Raw genomic sequence first — 22,722 nt, 5'->3', positions numbered from 1 at the left:
AGCATGTTGAGTTTCAGTACGATAGAAAGCATGCGAACATTCTGCTCAAGAATGCAAAGGCGCACAAGATGAAAATGTATCTGGTTGGCGGTGCGGTCCGGGATCAATTGCTCGGCCTGCCCGTCACCGAAAAGGACTGGGTGGTGGTCGGCGCTACCCCCGACGAGATGCAGGCACAGGGCTATCAGCCCGTGGGTCAGGATTTCCCTGTCTTTCTGCATCCGAAAACCAAAGAGGAATACGCCCTCGCCCGCACCGAGCGGAAGTCCGGCCATGGCTATGGCGGCTTTACCTTTTATGCCGCCAGCGATGTAACCCTGGAAGAGGATCTGGTACGACGGGATCTCACCATCAATGCCATGGCACGCGCCTCGGGAGGTGAGGTCATCGACCCGTTCAATGGCAAGGCAGACCTGAAAGCCCGCCTGCTTCGCCATGTCTCCCCGGCCTTCGCAGAAGACCCGTTACGGGTACTGCGCGTGGCCCGCTTTGCCGCCCGTTACCACTGGCTGGGTTTCCGTGTGGCGGAGGACACCCTGACGCTGATGAAACAGCTGGTCGCCTCCGGCGAGCTGGATTATCTGGTGGCAGAACGGGTCTGGAAAGAAACCAGCCGCGCGCTGATGGAACGCGATCCGCAGGTGTTCTTTCAGGTACTCCATGCCTGCGGCGCGCTTGCCGTACTGTTCCCGGAACTGGCAGCACTGGATGGCGTACCGCAACCGGAACAACACCATCCTGAAATCGACACACTGGTACACCAGTATTTGTGCCTTCAACAGGGCGCCCGGCTGGGACTCAGCCTTCACGCCCGCTATGCACTGCTGTGTCATGATCTCGGCAAGGGGAAAACCCCCGAGGAAGAATGGCCACGGCACATTGCTCATGAAATTCGCAGTGCCCGGTTGAGTAACAAGGTCTCCAAGCGCTTGAAAGTGCCGCGGGAAACCGCTCAATTGGCCGCGCTGGTGGCGGAGTTCCACACCCACAGCCATCGGGCACTGGAACTCAAACCCACCACCGTATGGAAACTGTTCAAGGCACTGGACGTCTTGCGACGTCCAGAACGCCTGGACGACTTTCTGCGGGCTTGTGAGGCAGACGCCCGGGGCCGAACGGGGTTTGAAGACAGAGATTACCCCCAAGCGGATTATCTGCGTGGCGCAGCGAACGCCGCCCGCGATATCCACATTGACTCACTGCGCCAGCAGGGACTGCAAGGCCCGGCCCTTGGGGAGGCCATCACCCAGGCGCGCATCCACGCCATCATGGAGTACAAGCAATCATGGACCCCGTCGCCCTGATTACCGGCAGCGCACGACGTATCGGCGCTGAAATCACCCGAACCCTTCACCAGCAAGGAATGCGGGTGATCATTCATTACCGTAACAGTGATACCCAGGCCAACACGCTGGCCAACCAGCTCAATAGTATTCGCCCTGACAGCGCCCGAGTTCTGCAGGCGGACCTGGATAAACCTGACGAGGTTCGTCGGTTAGGTGGTGATGCCCTGGCTGCGTTTGGGCAAGTGAACTTGCTGGTCAACAATGCCTCCAGCTTTTATCCCACCCCCCTTGAGGAGGCCACCGATGCAGACTGGGATGCGTTGATGCACAGCAACCTGCGTGCCCCCTACTTGCTGTGCCAGGCCTTGTCGCCCTCACTGCGTAAACACCGGGGTGCCATCATTAATATTGTCGACGTGTATGCAGAAAAACCGCTCGAAAAGCATACCCTGTATTGCATGGCCAAGGCGGGACTGGCAATGATGACTCGCTCTCTGGCAAGAGAACTGGGCCCGGATATTCGGGTTAACGGGGTGTCACCGGGTCCGATTCTGTGGCCGGAAGCCGGACAAATGAATCAAGAGGCGATCACCGCCTCTACCGCCCTTAAACGCTGCGGAGAACCGGCTGATATCGCAGGCGCCGTGGCATGGCTTGCCCGTGATGCCGGGTTTGTCACTGGCCAAATCCTGGCCGTGGACGGCGGGCGATCACTGGCATTCCAGGGGGGATAACAAAAGCGCCTGCAGATAGCGCATTGCGTACTTCAAGGCCATAAAAACGTTTTATTTTATTGGGGCAACCATGACACGAATTATCCTGCTAATGGGAATCGTACTGCTTTGGCCACCGATGGTCAGTGCAGAGATTTACCGCTGGAAAGACGAGAATGGCAACTGGCAGTTTGGCGACCGGGCTCCGCAGGCCGGAGAAAATCATGAAGAGGTTCAGATTACTCCTCCTGCGCTACTGGGCCAGGGCGACAGCGTTAATGAAATTCATCAACGCACCCTTCGCCTTCGCGACGTAGAACAAACCGAACGCAACGCCCAAAAGGAAGCGGAAGACAAGGAGCGGGCAGCCATGGCGGGAGCGTGCAAGGAAGCCAATGATCGCCTCAAACGTTTGAATAGCCGCTTTGTATATGTAAATGATGACGGCACGGAAAGAAGCGCATCGGCACAGGAAGTCAGCGAAGACATCGACAACACGAAAAAGTGGATTAAAGAACATTGCGGATAATACCGGTCCTGCTCGCTCTGGCATCGTTATTGCCGATCCTGCCCGCACAGGCAGAAATTTATCAGTGGCGCGACGCAGACGGGAAACTTCACTTCGGAGACAGGCCACCCGAGCAACAACCGGTCGACGTGATCACCCCGCGCGTCACCCGCGCCAGGACACCACTGCAAATTCACATTCACCACCAGGATTTCACCCTCCCGGAGGGCCTTCACGACCAGACTTTGCGTGCCATTGAGACGATTTATCAACGCTACCGTCAAGACTTCGGTCTGGATCTGAACGGGACTGCCGAGGTAAACCTGTATTTATTCACTGCGCAGGCAGACTTCCGGAAATGGATGGAGGCCCGCATCGGCCAGAGTAACCCGCACTATGCTGGCGTCTTTCTGCCCCGCACCAATGAAGTTGCGGTGTGGCGCTGGGATGCCGATGACGACAAGGTTGCCCAGACCATCCTCCATGAATCCAGCCACGTGCTGCTGTATCAATTGTCTCCGGCATCCCCGGTGTGGATGCATGAAGGTCTGGCACAGTATTTTCAGATGCTGAAAGTGCAAGACAACGGGCAAGCCGTCGTCACCGCCCTGCCCTCTGCCCAGGCACGGATTCGACAATGGCTGGACGACGGCAACCTGATCACCATGCGCCAGTATCTGTCCATGGATGACCAGCAATGGCGACGTCTAGCTCACCAGCTCAATGCCATTCCCTACACTGTCGCGTGGGGAACCACCGCTTTCCTGATGTCGAAACCGGTAGGGCGCAGCACCCTGCGGCGCCTGCTTCAGGATCTGGAGAAGAGTGATCAGCGCCCCGACCTGCAGCGTATTGCCCACCTGTATCCCGGGGGCTTGTCACGACTGGAATATGATTTTTATCGTTGGGCCCAGCAAGGCATGAAACCCGAGGTATTTTGATCGAACGCGGCATCTATCAGGTCTGATATTCAGGCTGGGGTTGCAGGGGCCGCGGATTCTGCCAGGTGCCATGCAAGCCGCGTCCTGTATAGGCCCTGGAGCCTATACCTCGCATGGGTTCGGTTCGCCATCCAGGCATGGCCCGTACTCGATCTGAGATCGCCAAGCTTGGCGAGGCTGAAGGCTTTTCCGTTTTTCTGAAAACCCGGGAACTGGCTGGATTTTTCTATCCAATCGAGCGTAGCCCGTAGCTAATATCGCTCGAATGGCACCACCCACAGCTTCTGAGCAGCAAAGTGGCTCCCCTCAAGAATATCCCGGTAGGCCTGCCCGGTTTCCGGGTGCCGTCCGTCAGGCACCAGATCGACCAACGGCTTCAATACGAAGGCATGCTTGAGAATTTCATCGCGGGGCAGCTGTACGCCATCTACCGAACCGATCACATCACCGTAAGTGAGGATATCGATGTCCAGAGTCCGGCTGGAAAATTTTTTCTCGCCGCGCACCCGGCCATGGTCCTTTTCGATAGCCTTCAACCGCGTTTCCAACGCCCCCACCGGCAAGGCCGTGGTCATTCCCACCACCAGGTTGTAGAACGCATCACCATCAAACCCGACCGCTTCACTTTCATAGACAGGGCTGATGGTCAGCTCACCAAAGGCGGCTTCCAGCGTATCCAGACCGGAGCGGATATGATGCTCACGATCAATATTGGACCCCAGGCTCAGGTACACCCGGGTGTCAGCGGAATTACCCATGGGGACGTTCACCCCGCTCAATGATGACACCGACATCCCGCGATCCCCGCAAAGCGCCGGGCTTGCTAAGCCGCAATTTCAGCCAAGGCACCTGAAATTCACTCAGCACCAGTTGCGCCACCTTTTCCGCCAGTGTTTCCACCAACTGGAATTCACTGCCCTCGATAAAGGCAATCACCCGCTTGCCGATTGCCTTGTAATCCAGGGCATCGTCAATGTGATCGCTGGCGGCACCTTTGCGGATGTCCGCTGCCATTTCCAGATCCAGGCTAACTGTCTGACGGATGCGGCGCTCCCAATCGAAAATGCCGATAACCGTATCCACTTTCAAATCATTGATATAAACGATGTCCATACTCGCCCTCTCGGCGCTGACAACAGCATGACGTCCGAATTGGCATCATCCCATTGCTGGTAATCAGATGTTACGCTTGCAACGCAGGCGACCGGGTTGCCATGTGTACAATATGGCCGCATGCCGCGATACGAATGGAGATTATAGCCGGTGGAAGCAGGGACATTACAGGACGTGTGGTTTTGGCTGCTGGCATTATGTGTGGCTGGCTACCTGATGGGCTCCATTTCCAGCGCCATTCTGGTCTGCCGCCTGTTCGGCTATCCGGACCCACGGACTGAGGGCTCCAACAACCCCGGCGCCACCAATGTGCTGCGTATCGGTGGCAAGCCGGCCGCGGCCCTGACACTGCTGGGCGATGTATTCAAAGGGGTCATTCCCGTACTGATCGCCCGCTGGCTGGAACTTGGTCCTCTGGTCGCCGCACTGGCCGGCACCAGCGCCTTTATCGGCCATCTCTACCCGATCTTCTTCCGTTTTGAAGGCGGCAAGGGCGTCGCCACTGCCTTCGGCCTGCTGTTTGCCCTGCACTGGCCCAGCGGTCTGGTGGCCGGCGCCACCTGGCTCGCTGTGTTCGCCCTGAACCGGATTTCCTCCATCGCCTCTCTCAGCGCTTTCGTGGTCGCCCCTGCCTGCATCTTCGCCTGGCTATACCCGGCGTTCTGGCCGATTCTGCTGATGTCCGTTGTGATGATCGTTCGCCACCGCAGTAACCTGGAAAAAATCCTGCGCGGGGAAGAGTTGGGATTCAAGAAGAAGGATTAGCCCTCAATAGCAGGAGCGTCGCTGGCGGCGCTCCGGCGGCAGGGCCAAGGGTGGTCGGTCAGAGCGCCGCCAGCTCCGTCAGCGGCCACCGGGCGCGCACCTTGATGGGAAGCTCCGCAGACTCTCCTGCCTGCAATCGAAGCGCCCCGGCAAAGGCGATCATGGCGCCGTTATCCGTGCAGTATTGCGGGGCCGGGTAGAACAGCTCTACCCCCCGCTTTTTCATCTGCTCACCCAGCTTTGCCCGCAGGGAACGGTTGGCACTGACACCTCCCGCCATAACCAACTGGGTGTAACCGGTTTGCTCCATGGCCCGGCGGCACTTGATGATCAGGGTATCGACAGAGGCCTCTTCAAACGCCAGCGCAACGTCCGCACGATCCTGCTCGCTCAGGGCATCCTTCCCGCCCAGGTCGTGAATGGTATTAAGGGTAAAGGTCTTCAGCCCGGAAAAACTCATGTCCAGCCCCGGGCGATCGGTCATCGGGCGAGGGAAACGGAAGCGCCCCGGAGTGCCCTTTTCCGCCAACGCGGCAATGCGCGGCCCACCGGGATAGCCCAGCCCCATCATTTTCGCCGCCTTGTCGAATGCCTCCCCGGCAGCATCATCCACCGATTCGCCAAGAATCGCGTAATCGCCCAGTCCTTTGGCATCCAGCAACAGGGTGTGACCACCGCTGACCAGCAAGGCGACAAAAGGGAACTGTGGCGCCCGCGCTTCCAGCAGGGGCGCCAGGAGATGGCCTTCCATATGGTGCACTTCCACCGCGGGAATCCCCCAGCCAAACGCCAGGGAACGGGCCACACCGGCGCCCACCAACAGCGCCCCGGCCAAGCCGGGGCCAGCGGTATAGGCCACGCCATCAAGCTGATCGGCACGGGTATCGGCCTCGGCCAGCACCTGCTTGACCAGCGGCAGCACCCGCTGCACGTGGTCACGACTGGCCAGTTCGGGCACCACGCCGCCGTAGCGCGCATGCATGTCCACCTGGCTGAACAGCGCCTGGCCCAGCAACCCCTCACGGGTGTCGTAAACCGCCACCCCGGTCTCGTCACAGCTTGATTCGATACCCAATACGCGCATGATGCCTGTCCGTTGAAATCCGCCGCCATGATAGCGCCACCACACCAGATTTGCATTTCCCGCCCACTCAGGTAAAATCGCGCCCTCGCTGCATATGGGACCACCTGAGCCCGCAGCAAATCCATAAACTCTAATTTCTAGGAAGGTGATTCTTCATGCCTCAGGTGAAGGTGAAAGAAGGCGAACCGTTTGACGTGGCCCTGCGCCGTTTCAAGCGTGGCTGTGAAAAAGCGGGCATCCTGTCTGAAGTGCGTCGTCGCGAGCAGTACGAGAAGCCCACTCAAGAGCGTAAGCGTAAGCGTGCCGCAGCCGTCAAGCGTCACCTGAAAAAACTGCAGCGTGAGCAACTCGCTCGCAAGCGCCTTTACTAAGCACCGCTGAGTAGAGACGTCTGATGAGTGCGCTCAAAGAGCAGCTCACTGCAGCCATGAAAGACGCCATGCGTGCCAAAGATAAGGCACGTCTTGGCGTTTTTCGTATGGCGCTGGCAGCCATCAAGCAGATCGAAGTGGACGAGCGCATCGAGCCCGATGACGAGCGTGTGCTGGCCCTGCTCGATAAGCTGATCAAACAGCGCAAGGACTCTGCCACCCAATACCGTGACGCCAACCGTGCCGACCTGGCCGAAGTGGAAGAAGCGGAAATGGCCGTGCTCCAGGAATTCCTCCCCGAACCGCTGACCGATGCGGAAATCGAGACCCTGATCGATGAAACCATTGCCAGCACCGGTGCCGCCGGCATGCAGGACATGGGCAAGGTCATGGGCATTCTCAAGCCGCAACTGCAAGGCCGTGCCGACATGGGCGCCGCCAGCGGTAAAGTTCGCGCCAAGCTGAACAGCTAAACCGCCGCCCCTGCAGCCAACCACATTCCGCATAGATACCTGGATTCCACCTTGCGGTATGCCATACGCGTTCCTGCCCCTTCTTGCACCGATATTTCCCTGTTCGACAACACGACTCGAGCAGCGAGACGCGAGCTGGAGAGCCAAAAACCAACCCCCCTGCATGGTTTTACGCTGTTAACTATTCACTATTAACTGTTAACTATTAACTTCCCTCCGGCAATCTGCCGTGCGCGGACTCACCCCATTCGCTTGCACAACAACCCGCTCCCGCCGTTCCGGTAGCCCCCTGTGGGAGCCAGCCTGCTGGCGATGATCACCTGATCTCTGAACCCCACGAAAAAGGGGTGCAGCCCATCACCACACCCCTTACCCTGCGCCTTCAAGAAGTACGCATCGCGATTACCGGTTAACGATAGCCACCAACGTATACTGGCTCCGCTACGCCCAGCGTCACCGCATTGGCCTGCATCATCTGGGGGGACGGCAGCACCAGCAAACCGCTGTCGTACTCACGGATCTCCACCGGACGGTTCTGTTCCGTGGTGGCATCGGCTGGGCGCACAATGGCGGTCACGTCTGCCTTTTCTTCAGTGTCAGCCTTGACGGCCTGTGCATCCTCGTCGTCTTCCGGCGGGTAGGCAATAAAGGCGTCCAGCAACCGATCTTGCGCGACGCGCTGATGGTGGCGATCAAGCAAGTACAGGCGCACCTGCTGGCTGCCCGCGATCTGGCCAGAATAGGCCTGGCGCAGTACGGTTTCCTCGTCCAGATAGGTTTTCTCCGGATCACGCTCTTCTTCCTTGTCGTCTTCCGAGTCCAAGGCCACATCCGGTAACCACACGCCAACCACCAGCGCGAAGGGGCGTCCGCCCTGCTTCTCACTGACATACCCCATGCCAAGATCATCCAGGGACTCCAACGTGAGAATTCCGTCAGAATGACCGTTGATGAACATTCCTGCAGGCTGCTCTACGAGCACCGAGGTCATGTTTTTCAGGTCATCCTTGTAGATCTCGTGCAGACCTTGATGGACAGCAATGCGAAGCCCTTGTTGCTGACCGGACGCGGACGACTCCGCAGCGACCAGCGGCGAGGAGCACAGGGCACCGGCCAACAACAGCGAGAGCGTACCGTCGTCCAGCAGTTTCCAGACCACACCATTCAGCTGCAAATATGCCTGTACAGCCTGAGAACTTCCCTCTGCCATGGCGTCCTGCCTTGAATCACTGATTTTAAGGTATTATTCACGTCTGAATCCGGTTTCTCTACCCCCTTTGGGGAAAAGCAGGGAGACGGTCTCGCCTCCCTGTCAGACTACCCCCTTGTAACACTTTCTGGTTGAATACACAGTCTTTTGGCGCAAACTCGTCCCATGGCCCGCATCCCGGAAAATTTCGTTCAGGATCTTCTCGCTCGCACCGATCTGGTAGAACTGATCGATGCCCGTGTGCCATTGAAAAAAACCGGACGCAATTACAGCGCCTGCTGCCCGTTCCATCAGGAAAAAACCCCCTCGTTCACCGTCGCCCCGGACAAACAGTTCTACTACTGTTTTGGCTGCGGAGCGTCCGGCAATGCGGTGGGCTTTCTGATGGAATACGAGCACATGAACTTCCCGGAGGCCGTCAAGCAGCTGGCCAGCCGGGCGGGCATGGAAGTGCCGGAAAGCCGGCCGGAAACCGCAGCAGACAAACAACGCAAGGACCGCCTGCAGTCCCTTTACGACCTGCTGAGCCGCGCCGAGCGTTTTTACAGCCAGCAGCTTCGCCAGGCCCCGGAAAAGCAAAAGGCCGTCAGCTATCTGAAAAATCGTGGCCTGAGTGGCGAGATCGCTAAGAAATTCGCGATAGGCTTCGCCCCGCCCGGTTACGACAACCTGATCAATGGCCTGTCGCTCACCGAGTCCGCACTGGAGCAGGCCCTGACCGCCGGACTACTGGTTCGCCGTGAAGACACCGGCCGGGTGTACGACAAATTTCGCGACCGCATCATCTTCCCTATCCGTGACAGCCGTGGCCGCACCATCGGCTTCGGTGGCCGGGTGCTGGGCGACGGCAAACCCAAATATTTGAATAGCCCGGAAACCCCGGTCTTTCACAAGGGCCAGGAGCTTTACGGCCTGTGGGAATGGCGCCAGAGCCGCGACCGCAGCGATCGCCTCTATGTGGTGGAAGGCTACATGGATGTGATCGCCCTGACCCAGCACGGCGTGCCCAATGTGGTAGCCACCCTGGGCACCGCCACCACCGAAGATCATGCCCGCAAACTGTTCCGACAGGTCAACGAGGTCATCCTCTGCTTCGACGGCGACAAGGCCGGGGTACGCGCCGCCTGGCGGGCGCTGGAATCCTTGCTCCCGGCCCTGGACGACGGCAAGCAGGTCCGCTTCCTGTTCCTTCCCGACGGCGAAGATCCTGACACCCTGGTCAGAGCCCAGGGCCCCGAAGCCTTGCGCGCACTCACCGACCAGGCCGATACCCTTTCCACCTACCTGTTCCGCCACCTCTCCGAAGGGCTGGACCTGAATACCGTGGATGGCCGGGCACGACTGGCGCGGCTCGCCCTGCCCTATCTCGACAAGCCGGCCGGCCCGGTTTATCGCGCCCTGCTGACAGAAGAACTGGCCCGCCTCACCCGGCTGGACAAGGAATCGCTCAGTCAGCTCAAACCGGCCAAGCCGGAACCGACCCCGGCAGCCCCCACGCCACGCCCGCAAGCCACCCAGCAGAGCTGGGGCGAGGAACCCCCTCCCGCCGAGTGGGGCGATGCCATTCCGCCACCAGAGCAAGACGCGTTCTACCCTGCAGATGACCTGCCTCCCATGGAGGATCTGGGGCACTCACCTCGTCACACCAGCAGCCGCCGCAAGGGACCGCTGACCATGGTGGAACGCCTGGTGCTGGTACTGCTGGACTACCCGCAACTCATCGAAGCACAGCCGCTGCCCGACGGGGTTGAGCAACTCCCCATCCCGCACATTGATTTGCTGATCCAGGTCGCGGGTCTGTGCCGCCAGAACCATCGCCCTGCGGCCTTGCTGGGCGCACTCATGGCCCTGGAACAGGGCGAAACCATGGCAAGGTTGCTCAAGGCCAGCCTCAAACCGCCCATGGAAGAAGCCATGGCGACCCGATTGTGGCAGGACGCCCTCTCTCAGCTGGAAGTGGCCCGACTCGAAGCGGCGCTGGCAGAGGTCGAACAAGCCGGCATCCCCGACGCCTCACACTGGCAGGAACTGCACAAAGCCCTGGCCGAAGCCCGCCAGCACGCCCGCAAGCCCTTCCACTAGCGGCCCTGAAAAGGGTGAATCACAAATTTGGAGGAAAGGAGCATGGCCGGCCCTCAGGATCACCGCCTTCCAACCTCTCCCCGGCACCGCGGAGCCCCCTCCCGCAGTACAAGCCTTTGATTTTCAATCAACTGTTAACTATTCACTGTTAACGGTTCACTGTCTCCAGCCCTTGCAATTACTGGCCGTAACCCCCATCTCCCGGTATAATACGCCGTTTTCCCACGCCACCATCACGCTGGAGGCACCCCGCAGGGAGCGGCGGGCCATTCAGCACGACGAGACGGGCTTAATTGCATGACAAGTCAGAAGCAGCAGCAACAATCCCAGCTGAAGCAGTTGATTGCCCTCGGCAAGGAACAGGGTTACCTGACCTACGCCGAAGTGAATGACCATCTGCCGGAGTCCATTACCGACACCGACCAGGTGGAAGACATCATTCAGATGATCAACGACATGGGCATCACCGTGGTCGAAAAGGCCTCCGACGCCGACCAGTTGATGATCGATGAAAGTGCCGACAGCACCGATGAGGTTGCCGCTGAAGAAGCTGCCGCGGTACTCGCTTCCGTAGAAAGCGAACCCGGCCGCACCACCGACCCCGTGCGCATGTACATGCGTGAAATGGGCACCGTGGAGCTGCTGACCCGCGAAGGCGAAATTGAAATCGCCAAGCGCATCGAAGAAGGCACCCGTGAAGTAATGCACGCCCTGGCCTTCTGGCCCGGTGCCGTCGACATGCTGATCGACGAATACGCCCGCGTGGAAAACGAAGAACGCAAACTGACCGACATCATTGCCGGTTACCTGGATCCCAATGACGATGGGGCAGCTGCCACCAACGCCAACAAGGAACCTACCTTCGCGGAAAAAGCCAAGAAGGAACAGGAAAAGAACAAGGAAGAAGAAGACGACGATGCTGACGACAACGACAGCAACGACGACGATGATTCCGATGAAGATGAAGGCGGCCTCGATCCGCTACTGGCTGCCGAGCGTTTCGAGCTGCTGAAAAAACTGCACGAAAAAGCCGAGCGTTCCCTGAAGCGCAACGGCCGCGACCACGCCAGCTCCGCCAAGGCTCTCGAAGCCCTGGCTGAACACTTCACCCTGTTCAAGCTGGTGCCACGCATCTATGACGAAATGCTGGTCGGCGCACGTAACAACCTGGATCTGGTGCGCAAGTTCGAGCGTCAGATCATGAGCAGCGCCATCCGCCGCGGCGGCATGGATCGCAAGGATTTCATCAAGCAGTTCCCGGGCAATGAAACCGACATGGGCTGGGTAGACACCCAGCTCAAGACCAAAAAAGGCAAGGCCATTGCCGACAAGCTGAGCGTCGTCAAAGAAGACATTCAGCGTGCCCAGCGCAAGATCATTACCATTGAAGAAGTGATTGGTCTGCCGGTTGGCGACATCAAGGAAATCAACCGTCGCATCTCCATTGGTGAAGCGAAAGCCCGCCGCGCCAAGAAAGAAATGGTGGAAGCCAACCTGCGTCTGGTAATTTCCATCGCCAAGAAATACACCAACCGCGGCCTGCAGTTCCTCGACCTGATTCAGGAAGGCAACATCGGCTTGATGAAAGCGGTGGACAAGTTCGAATACCGTCGTGGCTACAAGTTCTCTACCTACGCCACCTGGTGGATCCGTCAGGCTATCACCCGCTCCATCGCGGATCAGGCGCGCACCATCCGTATTCCGGTACACATGATCGAGACCATCAACAAGATCAACCGGGTACAGCGTCAGATGCTGCAGGAAATGGGCCGCGAGCCGACCCCGGAAGAACTGGGCGTGCGCCTGGAAATGCCGGAAGACAAAGTCCGCAAGGTACTGAAGATCGCCAAAGAGCCGATCTCCATGGAAACCCCCATCGGTGACGATGAAGATTCCAGCCTCGGCGACTTTATCGAAGACGGCAACATGGAATCCCCGGTGGACTCCGCCACTTCGCTGGGCCTGGAAGAAGCCACCCGCGAAGTGCTGGCCAACCTCACCGCCCGTGAAGCCAAGGTCCTACGCATGCGCTTCGGTATCGACATGAACACCGACCACACCCTTGAGGAAGTGGGCAAGCAGTTCGACGTGACCCGTGAGCGTATCCGTCAGATCGAAGCCAAGGCCCTGCGCAAGCTTCGCCACCCGAGCCGCAGCGAACACCTGCGCAGCTTCCTGGACGGCGACCTGTAAGCCTTGCAAAAAAATGCCGGCCCCCGAATAATCGGCGGCCGGCATTTTATTGCCCCTCTGTTTTCTCCGGGCCTATAGCTCAGTTGGTTAGAGCAGTCGACTCATAATCGATTGGTCCCAGGTTCAAGTCCTGGTGGGCCCACCAATTTCTTTCCCTCACGTGTATAGCATCACATGCGGCACGCGAGACGCCAAAACATCAAGGCCTGGCTGTGGGAGCGTGCTTGCACGCGAATAAACCTCGGCCTCCGCGCCGTCTCCATCGCTTGCAAGCAAGCTCCCACAAGAGAAAGCGCCTCCGCTTCCCCATGACTTTCATGACACTGTGGGACAGCAGTGGCACTACCCGGCCCTTTTCACTAATGGATCAATTCTTCGAAACCCGATCCTGATACGCGCGGGAGGCAGCAGAATCATGGAGCAAGCGGTTCTGCGCGCCGGCCAGTTTTTTGAAAAAACGACCAACGCTTTCTGGCAACACTTCTTCGATGGCAGAGACCGGAGACAACCAGCGGGGCACGGTAATTTCCGATTTCCCATGGGCGCAAGAGGCCACAATTTCTTCCGCCACCGCCTCAGGTTTGGCCGCGGGCACACCGCGAATATTCAACCCTGCCGTTAATTCCGTCTGTACCGCCGAAGGCATCACCGTTGTGATGCTGACATGGGAATCCGCAATCTCGGTACGGACAGAGCGGGACAGGCTGGCCACACCAAACTTGCTGGCGGTGTAGACCGCCACACCTGGCAGCGTCATTTTGGCAGACATGGACGCCACATTGACGATGTGACCGTAATCCGACGCCAGCATGTCCGGCAGCACCAGCCGCATGCCGTTAATCACGCCACCCAGATTGATGGCGATTTCCCTGTGCTGGCTCTCCAGGGTCTGATCAATAAAGCGTCCTGTGCGTTGGATGCCGGCGTTATTCACCAATAAGGCAATGGGCCCCAAGTCTTTCGCCGCAGCCAGAAAGGTGGAAAAAGACGCGGGGTCTGCCACATCCAGTTTTACCCCAAGCGCACCGCCACCGATCGCCTTGGCCGCTTTTTTTACTTCCACCTCATCAATGTCGCCCAGCACCACCCGGGCGCCACGCTTGGCGAGTGCGCTGGCCGTTGCTTTGCCGATCCCCCGCGCCGCACCGGTGACACACACCACCGCACCGTCCAGTTTAATCGCCATGACTCAACCTCCCACGGGGTAGCGCAGACCAAAGTAGCCGGACAGATTCCAGCCAAAGTCATCGCGGATCAGCACGCGCCCCAAAAACACATCCGGAACAATCTCGACGATTTCATCACGGGTTTTGGGCAGGATCAGCGGGTTGTTGTGCTCGGGCGATGCGTAGTTGAGAGATCGCACCGGAATGTTGGGCGCCACAGGAGAATTATCAATGCAGTGGTAAAAATCGAACCCGATAAGTTCACCATTGATCTTGCGCAACTTGTAGTGCGGCATCACCGCCATGGCGGCTATTTTTGTGCTGCCCGTTAGGCGGTTATAACCCGTGCCGTCGGTATTGAAGGTTTTTCCCGCCCAACCCATACCGCCCAGCATCCGGCCGAGTCGAATCAAATAATCCAGCCCTCTGAGCACCGGGTTGCCGTACAGGTTCATGTTGATTCCTTCACAATCCCCGTCCGGAGACTCCGGCGCCGAGCCTTCTGCAAACACGCCGGCCAGACGGTATTGCTGGGCCGGTTTCTGCAATTCCTGAAACAGTTCCCAGGCCAGCGCCTTTGCCTTGGACGGTTGTGTTACATGCATCTTCCTCAGGCTGTCCACATATGCCTGATCCGATATCGGCACTTTCGATGCCCGGGTTGTGACTGCCACGCTCATACTTTTCTCCATCACGATGACGATGTTGCGCAAAATTTTTTTTGGTACAGACCTGTACCAATATTAGATTCAGGCGCTTCAGCGAGTCAACACCGCCTTGAGGGCCAGACGTTCGCTTTATAAGATGAGCACATCGGAGCCAGGCCACCCCCATGTCACATCCCAAACGCCCTTTTCTTGGCGAATCCGCCGCCACCCGAGTTCAGAATCGCCGTCAGACCCTGCTGGATACCGCCTTCGTAAAAGCCTCGGAGAGCGGCTGGAAGGGGCTGTCCATCCACCAGCTCTGCCAGGATGCGGGCCTGAACAAGCGCTATTTCTACGAGAGCTTCAAGGATCTCGATGCGCTCGCCGCGGCCTTGATCAACGACCTGACCGGCCAGCTGGTTCAGGTGGGGCAGAGCGCGGTGTTTTCAGGTTTGCAGGAAGGCAAGGAGACATTGCCACTGGCCACCCAGGCGTTACGCGCCAGTATCGGATGGCTCGTGGACGATCCTCGGCGGGCACGCATTCTGTTCAGTCTGGCCAACGATAATCCCGGTGCGTTGAAGCACCGGCAGGACGTCATCAAGACACTGGCGCAGACCTTGTCGGCCTTCAGTATCGAGTATCACCAGGCCGACGAGCCCCACGTTATTGCCAAGGTGGGTTCCGCCATGCTGATCGGCGGCACCATCGAGATCGTGGTGAGCTGGCTGGACGGAAACCTTGAGGTGTCGCTGGATGAACTGGTGGAAGACGTGGCGCATTTCTGGGTCGCCGTGGGCGATAGCGCCATCAATCTGACTCAGCGACGACTGGATGAAAGATCGCAGGGTGGTAAGGGATGAGGGCGTTTCTGCGTTGGGGAGCAGGGGCGGGGCTGGACTGGTCTGACGTCCGACCAGTGACTTCTGACTTCCGACCATTCTCGCCACACCTGCCTCAGCCCTCCCCCTCTGGCGTTAGCGTCTTCACAATCATGTCCGTCATCACCGCCACGATCTGGGCATCCTTGACCATCACCATGGACGGCGGTGTGGCCAGGTAGCGCGCCAGCGTGGCCATGGACGAATTGATCAGCACGAACAGCCGCACGTGGAGATCCTCCAACGGGTAGTCGCGATAATTGGCCCGGAACCAGGTCATGGCGATGTCCAGCAACTGCTGCTCCAGCAGAGACATGGCGTACTGGGGGGACAACTGGTTCCAGTGCTTGGCCAGTTCCCGTACCACCGGATCGGCGCGCAGGGTCTGCAGGGTGAACATCAACGCCGTCTGCACCAGCACCGGTAACGGCAACCGCGCCAGATCCAGCTCGACTTGCTGCCGGGTGAATCCCTCCATCAGTTTACGCGCCTGCCACTCCAGAACCGCTGCAACGATCTCTTCCTTGTTGGTGAAGTAGTGGTACAGCGAGGCAATGTTGACCCCCGCCTGATCGGCGATGTGATTGGTGGTGGTGTATTCCAGGCCCCGCTCTACCAGGGTGGCAGCCGCCGCCTCGAGAATACGGTCCACCATCTCCCGGGAACGGCGCTGTTTCGGCTGTCGGCGCATGCCATCCTCAAACGCAAGTTGAATTCAAGTAATTGCTTGAATTAGCTTACTCCCATACCGAAATTCAGGCGAGGACTTCCTGCATGGCCAAGGCCCCAACCGTGATGAACACATCCAACAACCACACCGGCGCCAGACCTGCACCAACCCGGGTGCGCCCCTTTGAGATCACCCAGAAACTGCCACGCTTGCAGAAGATGGTGTTTGGCAAACAACTGGCGCCCACCCGGGAACGTTACGACCAGCTGGTGGATGCCCTGTGGCAAGGCGACGAGCCCATGGATACCCTGCTGGACTGGATCATGGAAGGCAATGCCCGCGAGCGCCGCGGCATGTATGACAAGGCCGTCAAGGAAGGCATCGACGCCGTGGACAATGCCCCACAGCCCCTCAAGGATTTCTTTGCTCTGGTGGACCGCGATCCTGACTGGCTGGACCGCGAGTTACTGGAAGAAGGTGTTGGCGTCGTGCAGAGTCTGGGCGAGTTTGGTCTCTACATCATGCGCGACCAGGCGCTGATGGTGGGCTACCTGCTCAGCGGTTTCAATCATGCCCTGGTGGCTACCGGTGCACTCAACAAGGGGGCGTCCCAGCGTACCGGTGAAACCCTCAAGTGGTGGATGGACTGCACCGAACATGGCGGCATGGAACGCTTCGGCGAAGGCTTTATCAATACCCTGCATGTGCGCTGGGTGCATTCCATGGTGCGCCGCCATCTGCAAACCCGAAAGGAATGGGACAACAATGAGTGGGGCATCCCGGCCAACCAGACTGACATGGTTGCCACCTATCTGGCGTTCGGTTCCGTGCTGCTACTCGGCGTGCGGCTGGGTGGTGTCATCATCACGCCACACGAGTCCCGTGCCGTGATGCACCTGTGGAAATACGCCGGCTGGCTGATGGGTGTGGAAGAAAAGTGGCTGGTGGATTCCGAGATGGAAGGCTTCCGCCTGCTGCGTCACACCCAGGCCACCCAGTCCCGCCCCGACTGGACCAGCAAGGAACTGGGCGAGGCGTTGTCCAAAGAACCCTTTGACCGCATCTACCCCTGGAAAAATACATTCCCGCGCTTACACAAGCTGTACCTGAAATACGAATACCACTCGCACCTGAGCCTGACACGTCTGTTCCTGTCCCGCGAACAGATGAGCGCATTGGGCCTGCCCGCATGGGTGTTGCCCTGGTATCCGGCCATGACCACACCGCTACGGATTGCCCGCGGCGTGTATCAACGGGCAAGCCGGGCAGACAAACGCACGCTGGAGAAGAAGGGCCGGGAGCAGCAGATCTATCGCATGAAGGCGGTCTTCGGCGAACGCGAACACGGCATTATCCAGCCGGATAAAAACCATCCCGCACACATCGGATAATTCGTGCTCGATTCATCCCGCACGGTAACCATGCTACCGCTTACGTTGAGGCCGCACGCATTGACAGGCAAAGCAGATACCGACACCGGGAATCAGGGTGCACAGGCATCAGGGAAAGTTTAACCTTTGATCACGATGTGCCCTGGTGCCCTCTCCCAGGCATTTTGTTCCGGTCGGCACGTCACTGCTGCGTAAATAAAACAATACACCACAAGCGGAAACACGCTCACCATGGACGCAAGAAAAACCCTCGCCCCAGCTTGGCAAGATCTGCTTGCGAATCTGCGCAGGGAGGGCAAACAGGACGCCGCCAATTCCATTGAAGACGCCCTGAAAAAAGGGAAGAAAGTGCAGGCCGTACAACTGGCCCGCTCGCTTGGCGTGTTACCGGAGGACGAGGGAGCCTCTGAATAACTCCTTGCATGCTCAGTCTTTCAGGCTGGCTCGCAATCTAGGCGCACTTTTGATGGCATGCTGGTTGCCTGTCGAGAAAGTGCAACAACGAGTGCGAGCCAGCCTGGAAGACCCGGAGGGCGCGGCCTGGAGCGCCCATCTGCTGCGTCTTGCCTCTCGGAAAGGGAGCCACCCTGACCATCGAGACAAGACACAACAGCTGGGCGCTCCAGGCCACGCTGAGTACGCAAGGAGTTATTCAGAGGCTCCCTAGCGCCGGCGAAACTTGCCTGGCGACATACCCGTCCAGCGGGTAAAGGCATGAATAAAGCTGGCGGTTTCTGCATAGCCCAGACGCTCTGCCACCGACTCCACACTCAACCCCGCGGTCTCCAGCAACTCAATGGCCACCCCTTCACGAATCTCTTCCATTAACGCCCGGTAACCACTGCCTTGTTCTTCCAGGCGCCGGCGAAAGGTACGCGGGCTCATATTGAAAAGTGACGCGGCTTCGTTTAACGAGGGCATGTCCGCGACTCGCCCAATCAGCATGCTGCGCACTTCACTGGGAAACCCTGTCTGACGCCGCTGTCGGTCCAGCAAGGCCTCACACTGACGAACACAAAACTCTGCCGTGGCGGGGTTGGCCTTGGGAATGGCACGGGACAGCTGGCTCGGGTCCAGCACAATGCGATTGTCCTCGCTGCCCAATACCAATCGACAGTTTGTCAGCGCCGCCGGCATTACCTTGAACGGCAGGTGATCCAGGGTGAGGTGAATCTCTTTTGGTGCCATCAATTCGTCGCCCATCATTTCCCGGCTGAGAAGCAGAAAAATCACCAGGTGGCGCTCCAGCACGAACTGACGCAGCCGGGGAGGAATGTGTGAGACATCCATGAGAATTTCTGCCCGACCGGGCGTTTCACGAAACGCGAACCGCACCAGCACAAACGACAGCTGGGTGAAACGCAGCCCGACCTCGATCGCCGCTCGAACGGTCGGGCTGCTGATAATCGCAAAGGCCCAAATCCCGAAAGTGGTGAGCTGATAACGCATCCCTGCCTCGATCCCCAGCCCCGACGCTTCCGGTAATAACGTCACCAGGTTGTCGATCACCTGCAGTTCCTGAGCCCCGGTCACCCGGCACTCCGGGTCCTCCAACTGATGGGCAGAGATACCGGTGCCTTGCAGGCACTGCGCCACAGAGAGGCCTTTCTCACGGCCCAGGCGAACCATGAGATCAATGCTGGAAATGGAGCGGGTAGTGGCCAGTGTATCCATCCGGCCATTTATGACCATTTGGCCATAAATATCAATAACTGGCCTGCACTCACATCAACAGACCCTCCGTGATCCCCTAAATTAAGGGCTCATCTGGAGGACATCCCATGCGCAAGACGCTCATCCTGATACAGGAAAACCAGTTCAGCGACACCCAGGTGGCGCTGTTGGAAAAGATCATCCGCAACCATTACCGCCACCATGTCAGCCGCGAACGCCTGTTACTGATCTGGAACCGGATTCCCGCCGGTCAGGCCTTTACCAATTACCAGGATTCGCGCTCTTCACTGGTGACCATGGAATGCCCACCCGGCTTTCCCCAAAACCAGCGCATCGCAGTACTGAAAGCCATCGAGAAAGACTGGCTAAAAATCAGTGGTCAACACCCGGACGAGCTGATGCTGGCCCTGGTAGAAGAAGACCTGTTTGCCGACGTCTTTCAGGGCACCCAGAAACGGCTTTCCCTGCGCGGACGGATTGCCTTTGTAGCAAAGGTCATCCGTACAGTGATTCACGCTCAATTCAAGCGCATCCCCATCATTGTTAACCCGAATCTGTGAGGTCCCCATGCCGGTCTATAACATCGCCAGCCGCCAGCCCCTCAGCTATGACGCGCGCCGCCGCACCGCGGACGCCATTGCCGACATCCATTGCGGCCTGACAGGCGCTCCACCGGAATTTGTCAACGTGATCTTCATGCACGGCCATCCGCTCAAGGGAGGGCATGACCTGAATGTCATTTGTAATGTCCGCAGCGGCGGCAACCGAAACGCCGAACTCACCGAAACCCTTCGTCAGAAGATTCGCGAAGGCGTCGCAGTGAGTGCCGGAATAGTTTTGGACAAGGTAGAAGCCACCCTGGTGGGCTTCCCTGCCAGCTGGGCCATGGAAGGCGGGGAAATCCTTCCCGAACCTGGTGAAGAGGACAGCTGGCTGGCCCGCAGCCAGGGCTGATAAGGGAGCGATCGCCATGAATGCCTCGCCGCACATATCACTGCACTTCCATGAGCAGGTTGCCACCATCAGGCTCTGCCTTGATGACGGCGGCTACATGACCGCGCCCGTGGTGAACGCGCTGTACGACACCCTGCGTTCACTACAACGTCAGCCCGGGGTACGCGCTGTCATCCTTACCGGGGAGCATCCCGGCTCCTTTATTACGCACTATTCACTGGCCGAGATTCATCGCGTTGCCGCCCCGACACTGGCCCTGAAGCCCTGGCTGCGGGGAGCCTTTCCACTGGCTATTCGTACCACCATGGCCTTGGCACGACAGTGGATACGCCGGGATCGCCAGCGCCCCCATGAAGGACGCATTGATCGCTGGATGCGTGGCACCCCCGTCGAAGGCGCCTTGCTCTATGCCCGTGCCAACCGTCTGATCCGCACCCTGCGTCATTATCCCCTGCCGGTCATTGCGGCCATCCACGGAGATGCCCAAGGCTATGGCATGGAGCTGGCACTGGCCTGCGATTTCCGATTGATGGCCAGAGGACGTTACCGGTTAGGGCAGATCGAAACCCTGGTCGGGCTGATCCCGGGCTCTGGCGGCATTCACCACCTGGTCAAACTCACAGGTAGCGCCAAGGCGGCAGAATTATGTTTGCTCGGAATGCGGCTGGATGCAGACCAGGCCTGTCAGGCAGGTCTGGTATACCGGGCCACCGACCCCGACGCTCTTGAGCAAACCGCTCACCAGCTGGCGCAACAACTGGTGCAAAAAAGCCCAACGACGCTGTCGGCCATCAAAGCCTGCCTGCGCGACAGTGAATCCTCGTCGCTGGCGCTTTCACTGGCCCGCAGTGAGCCACGTTTTATGGAGGCCGCCTGCACGCCGCAATCTCTGGCCTGTTATACGCAGCAACAGCAACAGCTGGCTGAAGGGAAAACCTCAGCACAGTACCTGGAACACCAATCGACACTGAATTTGAACGACGCGGCCGGACCAGCCCGCTGATATTGCACACAGGAGTCACACCATGACCGCTTCCTGCCTTGACACACTGGCCAGCGCGAGCACCAATGCCAGCGAATTACCGCTCCTTCTTGCCCGACAAAAACAGGCCTTTATGGATTCCCCCGCCCCCACACGCGAGAAGCGGATCCAGAACCTGAATCGGTTACATAATGCCTTGCTGGAACATCGTCAGGCTCTGTCCAGTGCCGTCAGCCAGGATTTCAGCGGCCGCTCCACAGCCGAAACGGAACTGGCGGAAATCCTGCCGTTACTGGAAGGCATCGCTTACTACCGCAAGCGACTCAAACGGCTAATGAAGCCACAACGCCGCCACGCCCCGCTCACCGTGATGCCGGCAAAGGTAGAGGTCCATGTTCAGCCGCTGGGCGTGGTCGGCATCGTGGTACCCTGGAATTTCCCCATCTTCCTTGCCCTGTCACCGCTGATTGGCGCACTGGCGGCAGGCAACCGGGTGATGCTCAAGTCCTCAGAGTTCGCCCCCGCAACAGGGCAGCTGCTGCAAGCGATTCTCGCCGAAAACTTCGACGCGGATGAGGTGTGCATGGTGGGTGGCGATGTGGATATCGCCACGGCATTTACTAGGTTGCCCTTTGATCATCTGGTTTTCACCGGCTCCACTCAGGTGGGAAGACACGTCATGCGCGCTGCAGCAGACAACCTGACGCCCGTGACATTGGAACTGGGAGGAAAATCCCCGGCCATCATCCACCCGGACTTTCCGGTTGACGAAGCCGCCCGCCGACTGGCTTTCGGCAAGAGCATGAACGCCGGGCAAATTTGTGTATCACCGGACTATGTGTTCTGTCATGAGGATAAAATCAGCGAGTTTGTCCGTACCTTTACCGGCGCCGTCGAACAAGCCTACCCGACGCTGGTCGACAATCCGGACTACACGGCCATCATCTCGGAACGACAAAAGCAGCGGCTGGAAAGTTATCTGGAGGATGCCCGCACCAAGGGAGCGACCCTCATTCCCATCAACCCCTCGGGGGAGGATATGAGTGGCACGCGAAAAATGCCGCTGACCCTGGTGCTGAATGCCACGACCGACATGAAAGTGCTACAGGAGGAAATTTTCGGACCGATTCTGCCGGTGGTGGGTTACCGTGATTTAGACGCCGCCTTGCAGGAAGTGCGCGCACGGCCACGGCCTCTGGCACTGTATTACTTTGACTGGGACAAGCAGCGGGGCAACCAGATTCTGCAAACCACCCACTCCGGGGGCGTTTGCATCAACGACACCCTCAGCCATGTCACCGCAGACGACATTCCCTTTGGGGGGATTGGTGACTCGGGGATGGGGCATTATCACGGCAAGGAAGGCTTCCTCACCTTTTCCAAGACCAAGGGGGTGGTGCGAAAGGGCCGCATCAACCTGGCAGCCATGGTCGCTCCGCCCTGGGGCAACACCCTGTTCAAACTGATGATGTCACTCCAGGCCCTGCGCTTTCGCCGCATCAAACCTTAAGGAGCCTCTGAATAACTCCTTGCATGCTCAGTCTTTCAGGCTGGTTCGCAATCTAGGCGCGCTTTTGAAGGTGTATGTCCATCCATAGAAAAAGCGCAACAACGAGTG

At 58.7% G+C, this 22,722-nt stretch carries 24 protein-coding genes and 1 tRNA gene; 17 read left to right on the top strand and 8 right to left on the bottom strand.

All coding sequences use genetic code 11. The annotated features are described in order from the left end of the window. Positions 1–68: 68 nt before the first annotated feature. From Q672_RS21995 to Q672_RS21980, 4 genes are all read left to right on the top strand, one after another. Positions 69–1,304 carry a multifunctional CCA addition/repair protein gene (locus tag Q672_RS21995; protein ID WP_022984592.1) on the top strand — a complete coding sequence of 412 codons (1,236 nt, stop codon included), beginning with the start codon at positions 69–71 and terminating at the stop codon, positions 1,302–1,304. Beyond that, positions 1,283–2,020: a pteridine reductase gene (locus Q672_RS21990; protein ID WP_199175813.1), complete on the top strand. Its 738-nt coding sequence runs from the start codon at positions 1,283–1,285 to the stop codon at positions 2,018–2,020. Before Q672_RS21995 ends, Q672_RS21990 begins: the two co-directional genes overlap by 22 nt. 70 nt (positions 2,021–2,090) lie before the next feature. Next, a complete protein-coding gene (locus Q672_RS21985) occupies positions 2,091–2,528 on the top strand; it encodes a DUF4124 domain-containing protein (protein ID WP_035481879.1) in 438 nt (145 codons plus the stop codon). After that, positions 2,519–3,448: a DUF4124 domain-containing protein gene (locus Q672_RS21980; RefSeq protein WP_031226111.1), complete on the top strand. Its 930-nt coding sequence runs from the start codon at positions 2,519–2,521 to the stop codon at positions 3,446–3,448. The genes Q672_RS21985 and Q672_RS21980 overlap by 10 nt, the downstream gene beginning before the upstream one ends. A 251-nt stretch (positions 3,449–3,699) precedes the next feature. Here Q672_RS21980 and folK read toward each other — a convergent pair whose 3' ends face one another. Next, on the bottom strand, positions 3,700–4,206 hold the full coding sequence (gene folK / locus Q672_RS21975; RefSeq protein WP_022984587.1) for a 2-amino-4-hydroxy-6-hydroxymethyldihydropteridine diphosphokinase: 507 nt from the start codon (positions 4,204–4,206) through the stop codon (positions 3,700–3,702). Continuing rightward, on the bottom strand, positions 4,199–4,561 hold the full coding sequence (gene folB, locus Q672_RS21970; protein ID WP_022984586.1) for a dihydroneopterin aldolase: 363 nt from the start codon (positions 4,559–4,561) through the stop codon (positions 4,199–4,201). The genes folK and folB overlap by 8 nt, the downstream gene beginning before the upstream one ends. Before the next feature lie 174 nt (positions 4,562–4,735). Here folB and plsY point away from each other — a divergent pair, with 174 nt between their 5' ends. Further along, positions 4,736–5,326, top strand: a complete 591-nt coding sequence (plsY, locus tag Q672_RS21965) for a glycerol-3-phosphate 1-O-acyltransferase PlsY (RefSeq protein ID WP_233192138.1) — start codon at positions 4,736–4,738, stop codon at positions 5,324–5,326. 58 nt (positions 5,327–5,384) lie between these two features. Here the strand turns inward: plsY and tsaD are convergent, their stop codons facing one another. Beyond that, the gene (gene tsaD, locus Q672_RS21960) at positions 5,385–6,410 is read right to left on the bottom strand and encodes a tRNA (adenosine(37)-N6)-threonylcarbamoyltransferase complex transferase subunit TsaD (protein ID WP_022984584.1); all 1,026 of its coding nucleotides are present in this window, start codon (positions 6,408–6,410) and stop codon (positions 5,385–5,387) included. A 155-nt stretch (positions 6,411–6,565) separates the two neighbouring features. Between tsaD and rpsU the strand changes: the two genes are divergently transcribed. After that, positions 6,566–6,781, top strand: coding sequence for a 30S ribosomal protein S21 (gene rpsU / locus Q672_RS21955; protein ID WP_007148705.1), 216 nt, complete (start codon positions 6,566–6,568; stop codon positions 6,779–6,781). 23 nt (positions 6,782–6,804) lie between these two features. Beyond that, entirely contained in the window at positions 6,805–7,254 is a 450-nt protein-coding gene (locus Q672_RS21950) for a GatB/YqeY domain-containing protein (protein WP_022984583.1), read from the top strand. Positions 7,255–7,663: 409 nt separating this feature from the next. On the opposite strand, the gene Q672_RS21945 is transcribed toward Q672_RS21950, so the two are convergent. Next, the gene (locus tag Q672_RS21945) at positions 7,664–8,464 is read right to left on the bottom strand and encodes a hypothetical protein (RefSeq protein WP_022984582.1); all 801 of its coding nucleotides are present in this window, start codon (positions 8,462–8,464) and stop codon (positions 7,664–7,666) included. Between the two features lie 165 nt (positions 8,465–8,629). Between Q672_RS21945 and dnaG the strand changes: the two genes are divergently transcribed. The 3 genes from dnaG (at position 8,630) to Q672_RS21930 (ending at position 12,884) form a co-directional block, all read left to right on the top strand. Beyond that, positions 8,630–10,546 carry a DNA primase gene (gene dnaG, locus Q672_RS21940; protein ID WP_022984581.1) on the top strand — a complete coding sequence of 639 codons (1,917 nt, stop codon included), beginning with the start codon at positions 8,630–8,632 and terminating at the stop codon, positions 10,544–10,546. Between the two features lie 297 nt (positions 10,547–10,843). Then, positions 10,844–12,739, top strand: coding sequence for an RNA polymerase sigma factor RpoD (gene rpoD / locus Q672_RS21935; RefSeq protein ID WP_022984580.1), 1,896 nt, complete (start codon positions 10,844–10,846; stop codon positions 12,737–12,739). Between the two features lie 68 nt (positions 12,740–12,807). Further along, positions 12,808–12,884: transfer RNA gene (locus tag Q672_RS21930), tRNA-Ile, on the top strand. A gap of 222 nt (positions 12,885–13,106) precedes the next feature. Here the strand turns inward: Q672_RS21930 and Q672_RS21925 are convergent. Then, positions 13,107–13,925 carry an SDR family oxidoreductase gene (locus Q672_RS21925; RefSeq protein ID WP_022984579.1) on the bottom strand — a complete coding sequence of 273 codons (819 nt, stop codon included), beginning with the start codon at positions 13,923–13,925 and terminating at the stop codon, positions 13,107–13,109. A gap of 3 nt (positions 13,926–13,928) precedes the next feature. Continuing rightward, complete coding sequence (locus tag Q672_RS0117075) at positions 13,929–14,585, bottom strand: hypothetical protein (protein WP_022984578.1); 657 nt, start codon at positions 14,583–14,585, stop codon at positions 13,929–13,931. 152 nt (positions 14,586–14,737) lie between these two features. Between Q672_RS0117075 and Q672_RS21920 the strand changes: the two genes are divergently transcribed. Then, on the top strand, positions 14,738–15,415 hold the full coding sequence (locus tag Q672_RS21920) for a TetR/AcrR family transcriptional regulator (protein ID WP_022984577.1): 678 nt from the start codon (positions 14,738–14,740) through the stop codon (positions 15,413–15,415). Positions 15,416–15,509: 94 nt separating this feature from the next. Here the strand turns inward: Q672_RS21920 and Q672_RS21915 are convergent, their stop codons facing one another. Next, positions 15,510–16,124: a TetR/AcrR family transcriptional regulator gene (locus tag Q672_RS21915; protein WP_022984576.1), complete on the bottom strand. Its 615-nt coding sequence runs from the start codon at positions 16,122–16,124 to the stop codon at positions 15,510–15,512. An 83-nt stretch (positions 16,125–16,207) separates the two neighbouring features. Between Q672_RS21915 and Q672_RS21910 the strand changes: the two genes are divergently transcribed. Continuing rightward, positions 16,208–17,494 carry an oxygenase MpaB family protein gene (locus Q672_RS21910; RefSeq protein ID WP_022984575.1) on the top strand — a complete coding sequence of 429 codons (1,287 nt, stop codon included), beginning with the start codon at positions 16,208–16,210 and terminating at the stop codon, positions 17,492–17,494. A 231-nt stretch (positions 17,495–17,725) separates the two neighbouring features. Continuing rightward, the gene (locus Q672_RS21905) at positions 17,726–17,908 is read left to right on the top strand and encodes a hypothetical protein (RefSeq protein WP_022984574.1); all 183 of its coding nucleotides are present in this window, start codon (positions 17,726–17,728) and stop codon (positions 17,906–17,908) included. A 249-nt stretch (positions 17,909–18,157) separates the two neighbouring features. Here the strand turns inward: Q672_RS21905 and Q672_RS21900 are convergent, their stop codons facing one another. After that, on the bottom strand, positions 18,158–19,168 hold the full coding sequence (locus Q672_RS21900) for an AraC family transcriptional regulator (RefSeq protein ID WP_022984573.1): 1,011 nt from the start codon (positions 19,166–19,168) through the stop codon (positions 18,158–18,160). A 107-nt stretch (positions 19,169–19,275) separates the two neighbouring features. On the opposite strand from Q672_RS21900, the gene Q672_RS21895 reads away from it, so the two are divergent. From Q672_RS21895 to Q672_RS21890, 4 genes are read left to right on the top strand one after another with little or no spacing between them, the layout of a single operon-like run. Next, on the top strand, positions 19,276–19,728 hold the full coding sequence (locus Q672_RS21895; protein WP_022984572.1) for a hypothetical protein: 453 nt from the start codon (positions 19,276–19,278) through the stop codon (positions 19,726–19,728). 7 nt (positions 19,729–19,735) lie between these two features. Continuing rightward, on the top strand, positions 19,736–20,122 hold the full coding sequence (locus tag Q672_RS0117070; protein WP_022984571.1) for a hypothetical protein: 387 nt from the start codon (positions 19,736–19,738) through the stop codon (positions 20,120–20,122). A gap of 16 nt (positions 20,123–20,138) precedes the next feature. Then, a complete protein-coding gene (locus Q672_RS33785; RefSeq protein ID WP_022984570.1) occupies positions 20,139–21,125 on the top strand; it encodes an enoyl-CoA hydratase/isomerase family protein in 987 nt (328 codons plus the stop codon). Positions 21,126–21,147: 22 nt separating this feature from the next. Next, on the top strand, positions 21,148–22,614 hold the full coding sequence (locus Q672_RS21890; RefSeq protein ID WP_022984569.1) for a coniferyl aldehyde dehydrogenase: 1,467 nt from the start codon (positions 21,148–21,150) through the stop codon (positions 22,612–22,614). The last annotated feature ends 108 nt before the right edge of the window (positions 22,615–22,722 follow it).

The sequence above is a fragment of the Alcanivorax sp. P2S70 genome, from assembly GCF_000475295.1.
GTDB classification, from domain to species: domain Bacteria; phylum Pseudomonadota; class Gammaproteobacteria; order Pseudomonadales; family Alcanivoracaceae; genus Alcanivorax; species Alcanivorax profundi.
This window is presented reverse-complemented; position numbering and strand designations above follow the sequence as displayed.

What these genes read in the sequence shown, in the direction of transcription:
- rpsU (WP_007148705.1), top strand. Translation starts at nt 6,566, where the DNA reads ATGCCTCAGGTGAAGGTGAAAGAAGGCGAACCGTTTGACGTGGCCCTG.
- Q672_RS33785 (WP_022984570.1), top strand. Translation starts at nt 20,139, where the DNA reads ATGAATGCCTCGCCGCACATATCACTGCACTTCCATGAGCAGGTTGCC.
- Q672_RS21945 (WP_022984582.1), bottom strand. Translation starts at nt 8,464, where the DNA reads ATGGCAGAGGGAAGTTCTCAGGCTGTACAGGCATATTTGCAGCTGAAT.
- Q672_RS21910 (WP_022984575.1), top strand. Translation starts at nt 16,208, where the DNA reads ATGGCCAAGGCCCCAACCGTGATGAACACATCCAACAACCACACCGGC.
- tsaD (WP_022984584.1), bottom strand. Translation starts at nt 6,410, where the DNA reads ATGCGCGTATTGGGTATCGAATCAAGCTGTGACGAGACCGGGGTGGCG.
- Q672_RS21915 (WP_022984576.1), bottom strand. Translation starts at nt 16,124, where the DNA reads ATGCGCCGACAGCCGAAACAGCGCCGTTCCCGGGAGATGGTGGACCGT.
- Q672_RS21920 (WP_022984577.1), top strand. Translation starts at nt 14,738, where the DNA reads ATGTCACATCCCAAACGCCCTTTTCTTGGCGAATCCGCCGCCACCCGA.
- Q672_RS0117075 (WP_022984578.1), bottom strand. Translation starts at nt 14,585, where the DNA reads ATGAGCGTGGCAGTCACAACCCGGGCATCGAAAGTGCCGATATCGGAT.
- Q672_RS21890 (WP_022984569.1), top strand. Translation starts at nt 21,148, where the DNA reads ATGACCGCTTCCTGCCTTGACACACTGGCCAGCGCGAGCACCAATGCC.
- dnaG (WP_022984581.1), top strand. Translation starts at nt 8,630, where the DNA reads ATGGCCCGCATCCCGGAAAATTTCGTTCAGGATCTTCTCGCTCGCACC.
- Q672_RS0117070 (WP_022984571.1), top strand. Translation starts at nt 19,736, where the DNA reads ATGCCGGTCTATAACATCGCCAGCCGCCAGCCCCTCAGCTATGACGCG.
- folB (WP_022984586.1), bottom strand. Translation starts at nt 4,561, where the DNA reads ATGGACATCGTTTATATCAATGATTTGAAAGTGGATACGGTTATCGGC.
- Q672_RS21900 (WP_022984573.1), bottom strand. Translation starts at nt 19,168, where the DNA reads ATGGATACACTGGCCACTACCCGCTCCATTTCCAGCATTGATCTCATG.
- Q672_RS21895 (WP_022984572.1), top strand. Translation starts at nt 19,276, where the DNA reads ATGCGCAAGACGCTCATCCTGATACAGGAAAACCAGTTCAGCGACACC.
- Q672_RS21925 (WP_022984579.1), bottom strand. Translation starts at nt 13,925, where the DNA reads ATGGCGATTAAACTGGACGGTGCGGTGGTGTGTGTCACCGGTGCGGCG.
- Q672_RS21950 (WP_022984583.1), top strand. Translation starts at nt 6,805, where the DNA reads ATGAGTGCGCTCAAAGAGCAGCTCACTGCAGCCATGAAAGACGCCATG.
- folK (WP_022984587.1), bottom strand. Translation starts at nt 4,206, where the DNA reads ATGGGTAATTCCGCTGACACCCGGGTGTACCTGAGCCTGGGGTCCAAT.
- Q672_RS21985 (WP_035481879.1), top strand. Translation starts at nt 2,091, where the DNA reads ATGACACGAATTATCCTGCTAATGGGAATCGTACTGCTTTGGCCACCG.
- Q672_RS21995 (WP_022984592.1), top strand. Translation starts at nt 69, where the DNA reads ATGAAAATGTATCTGGTTGGCGGTGCGGTCCGGGATCAATTGCTCGGC.
- rpoD (WP_022984580.1), top strand. Translation starts at nt 10,844, where the DNA reads ATGACAAGTCAGAAGCAGCAGCAACAATCCCAGCTGAAGCAGTTGATT.
- Q672_RS21905 (WP_022984574.1), top strand. Translation starts at nt 17,726, where the DNA reads ATGGACGCAAGAAAAACCCTCGCCCCAGCTTGGCAAGATCTGCTTGCG.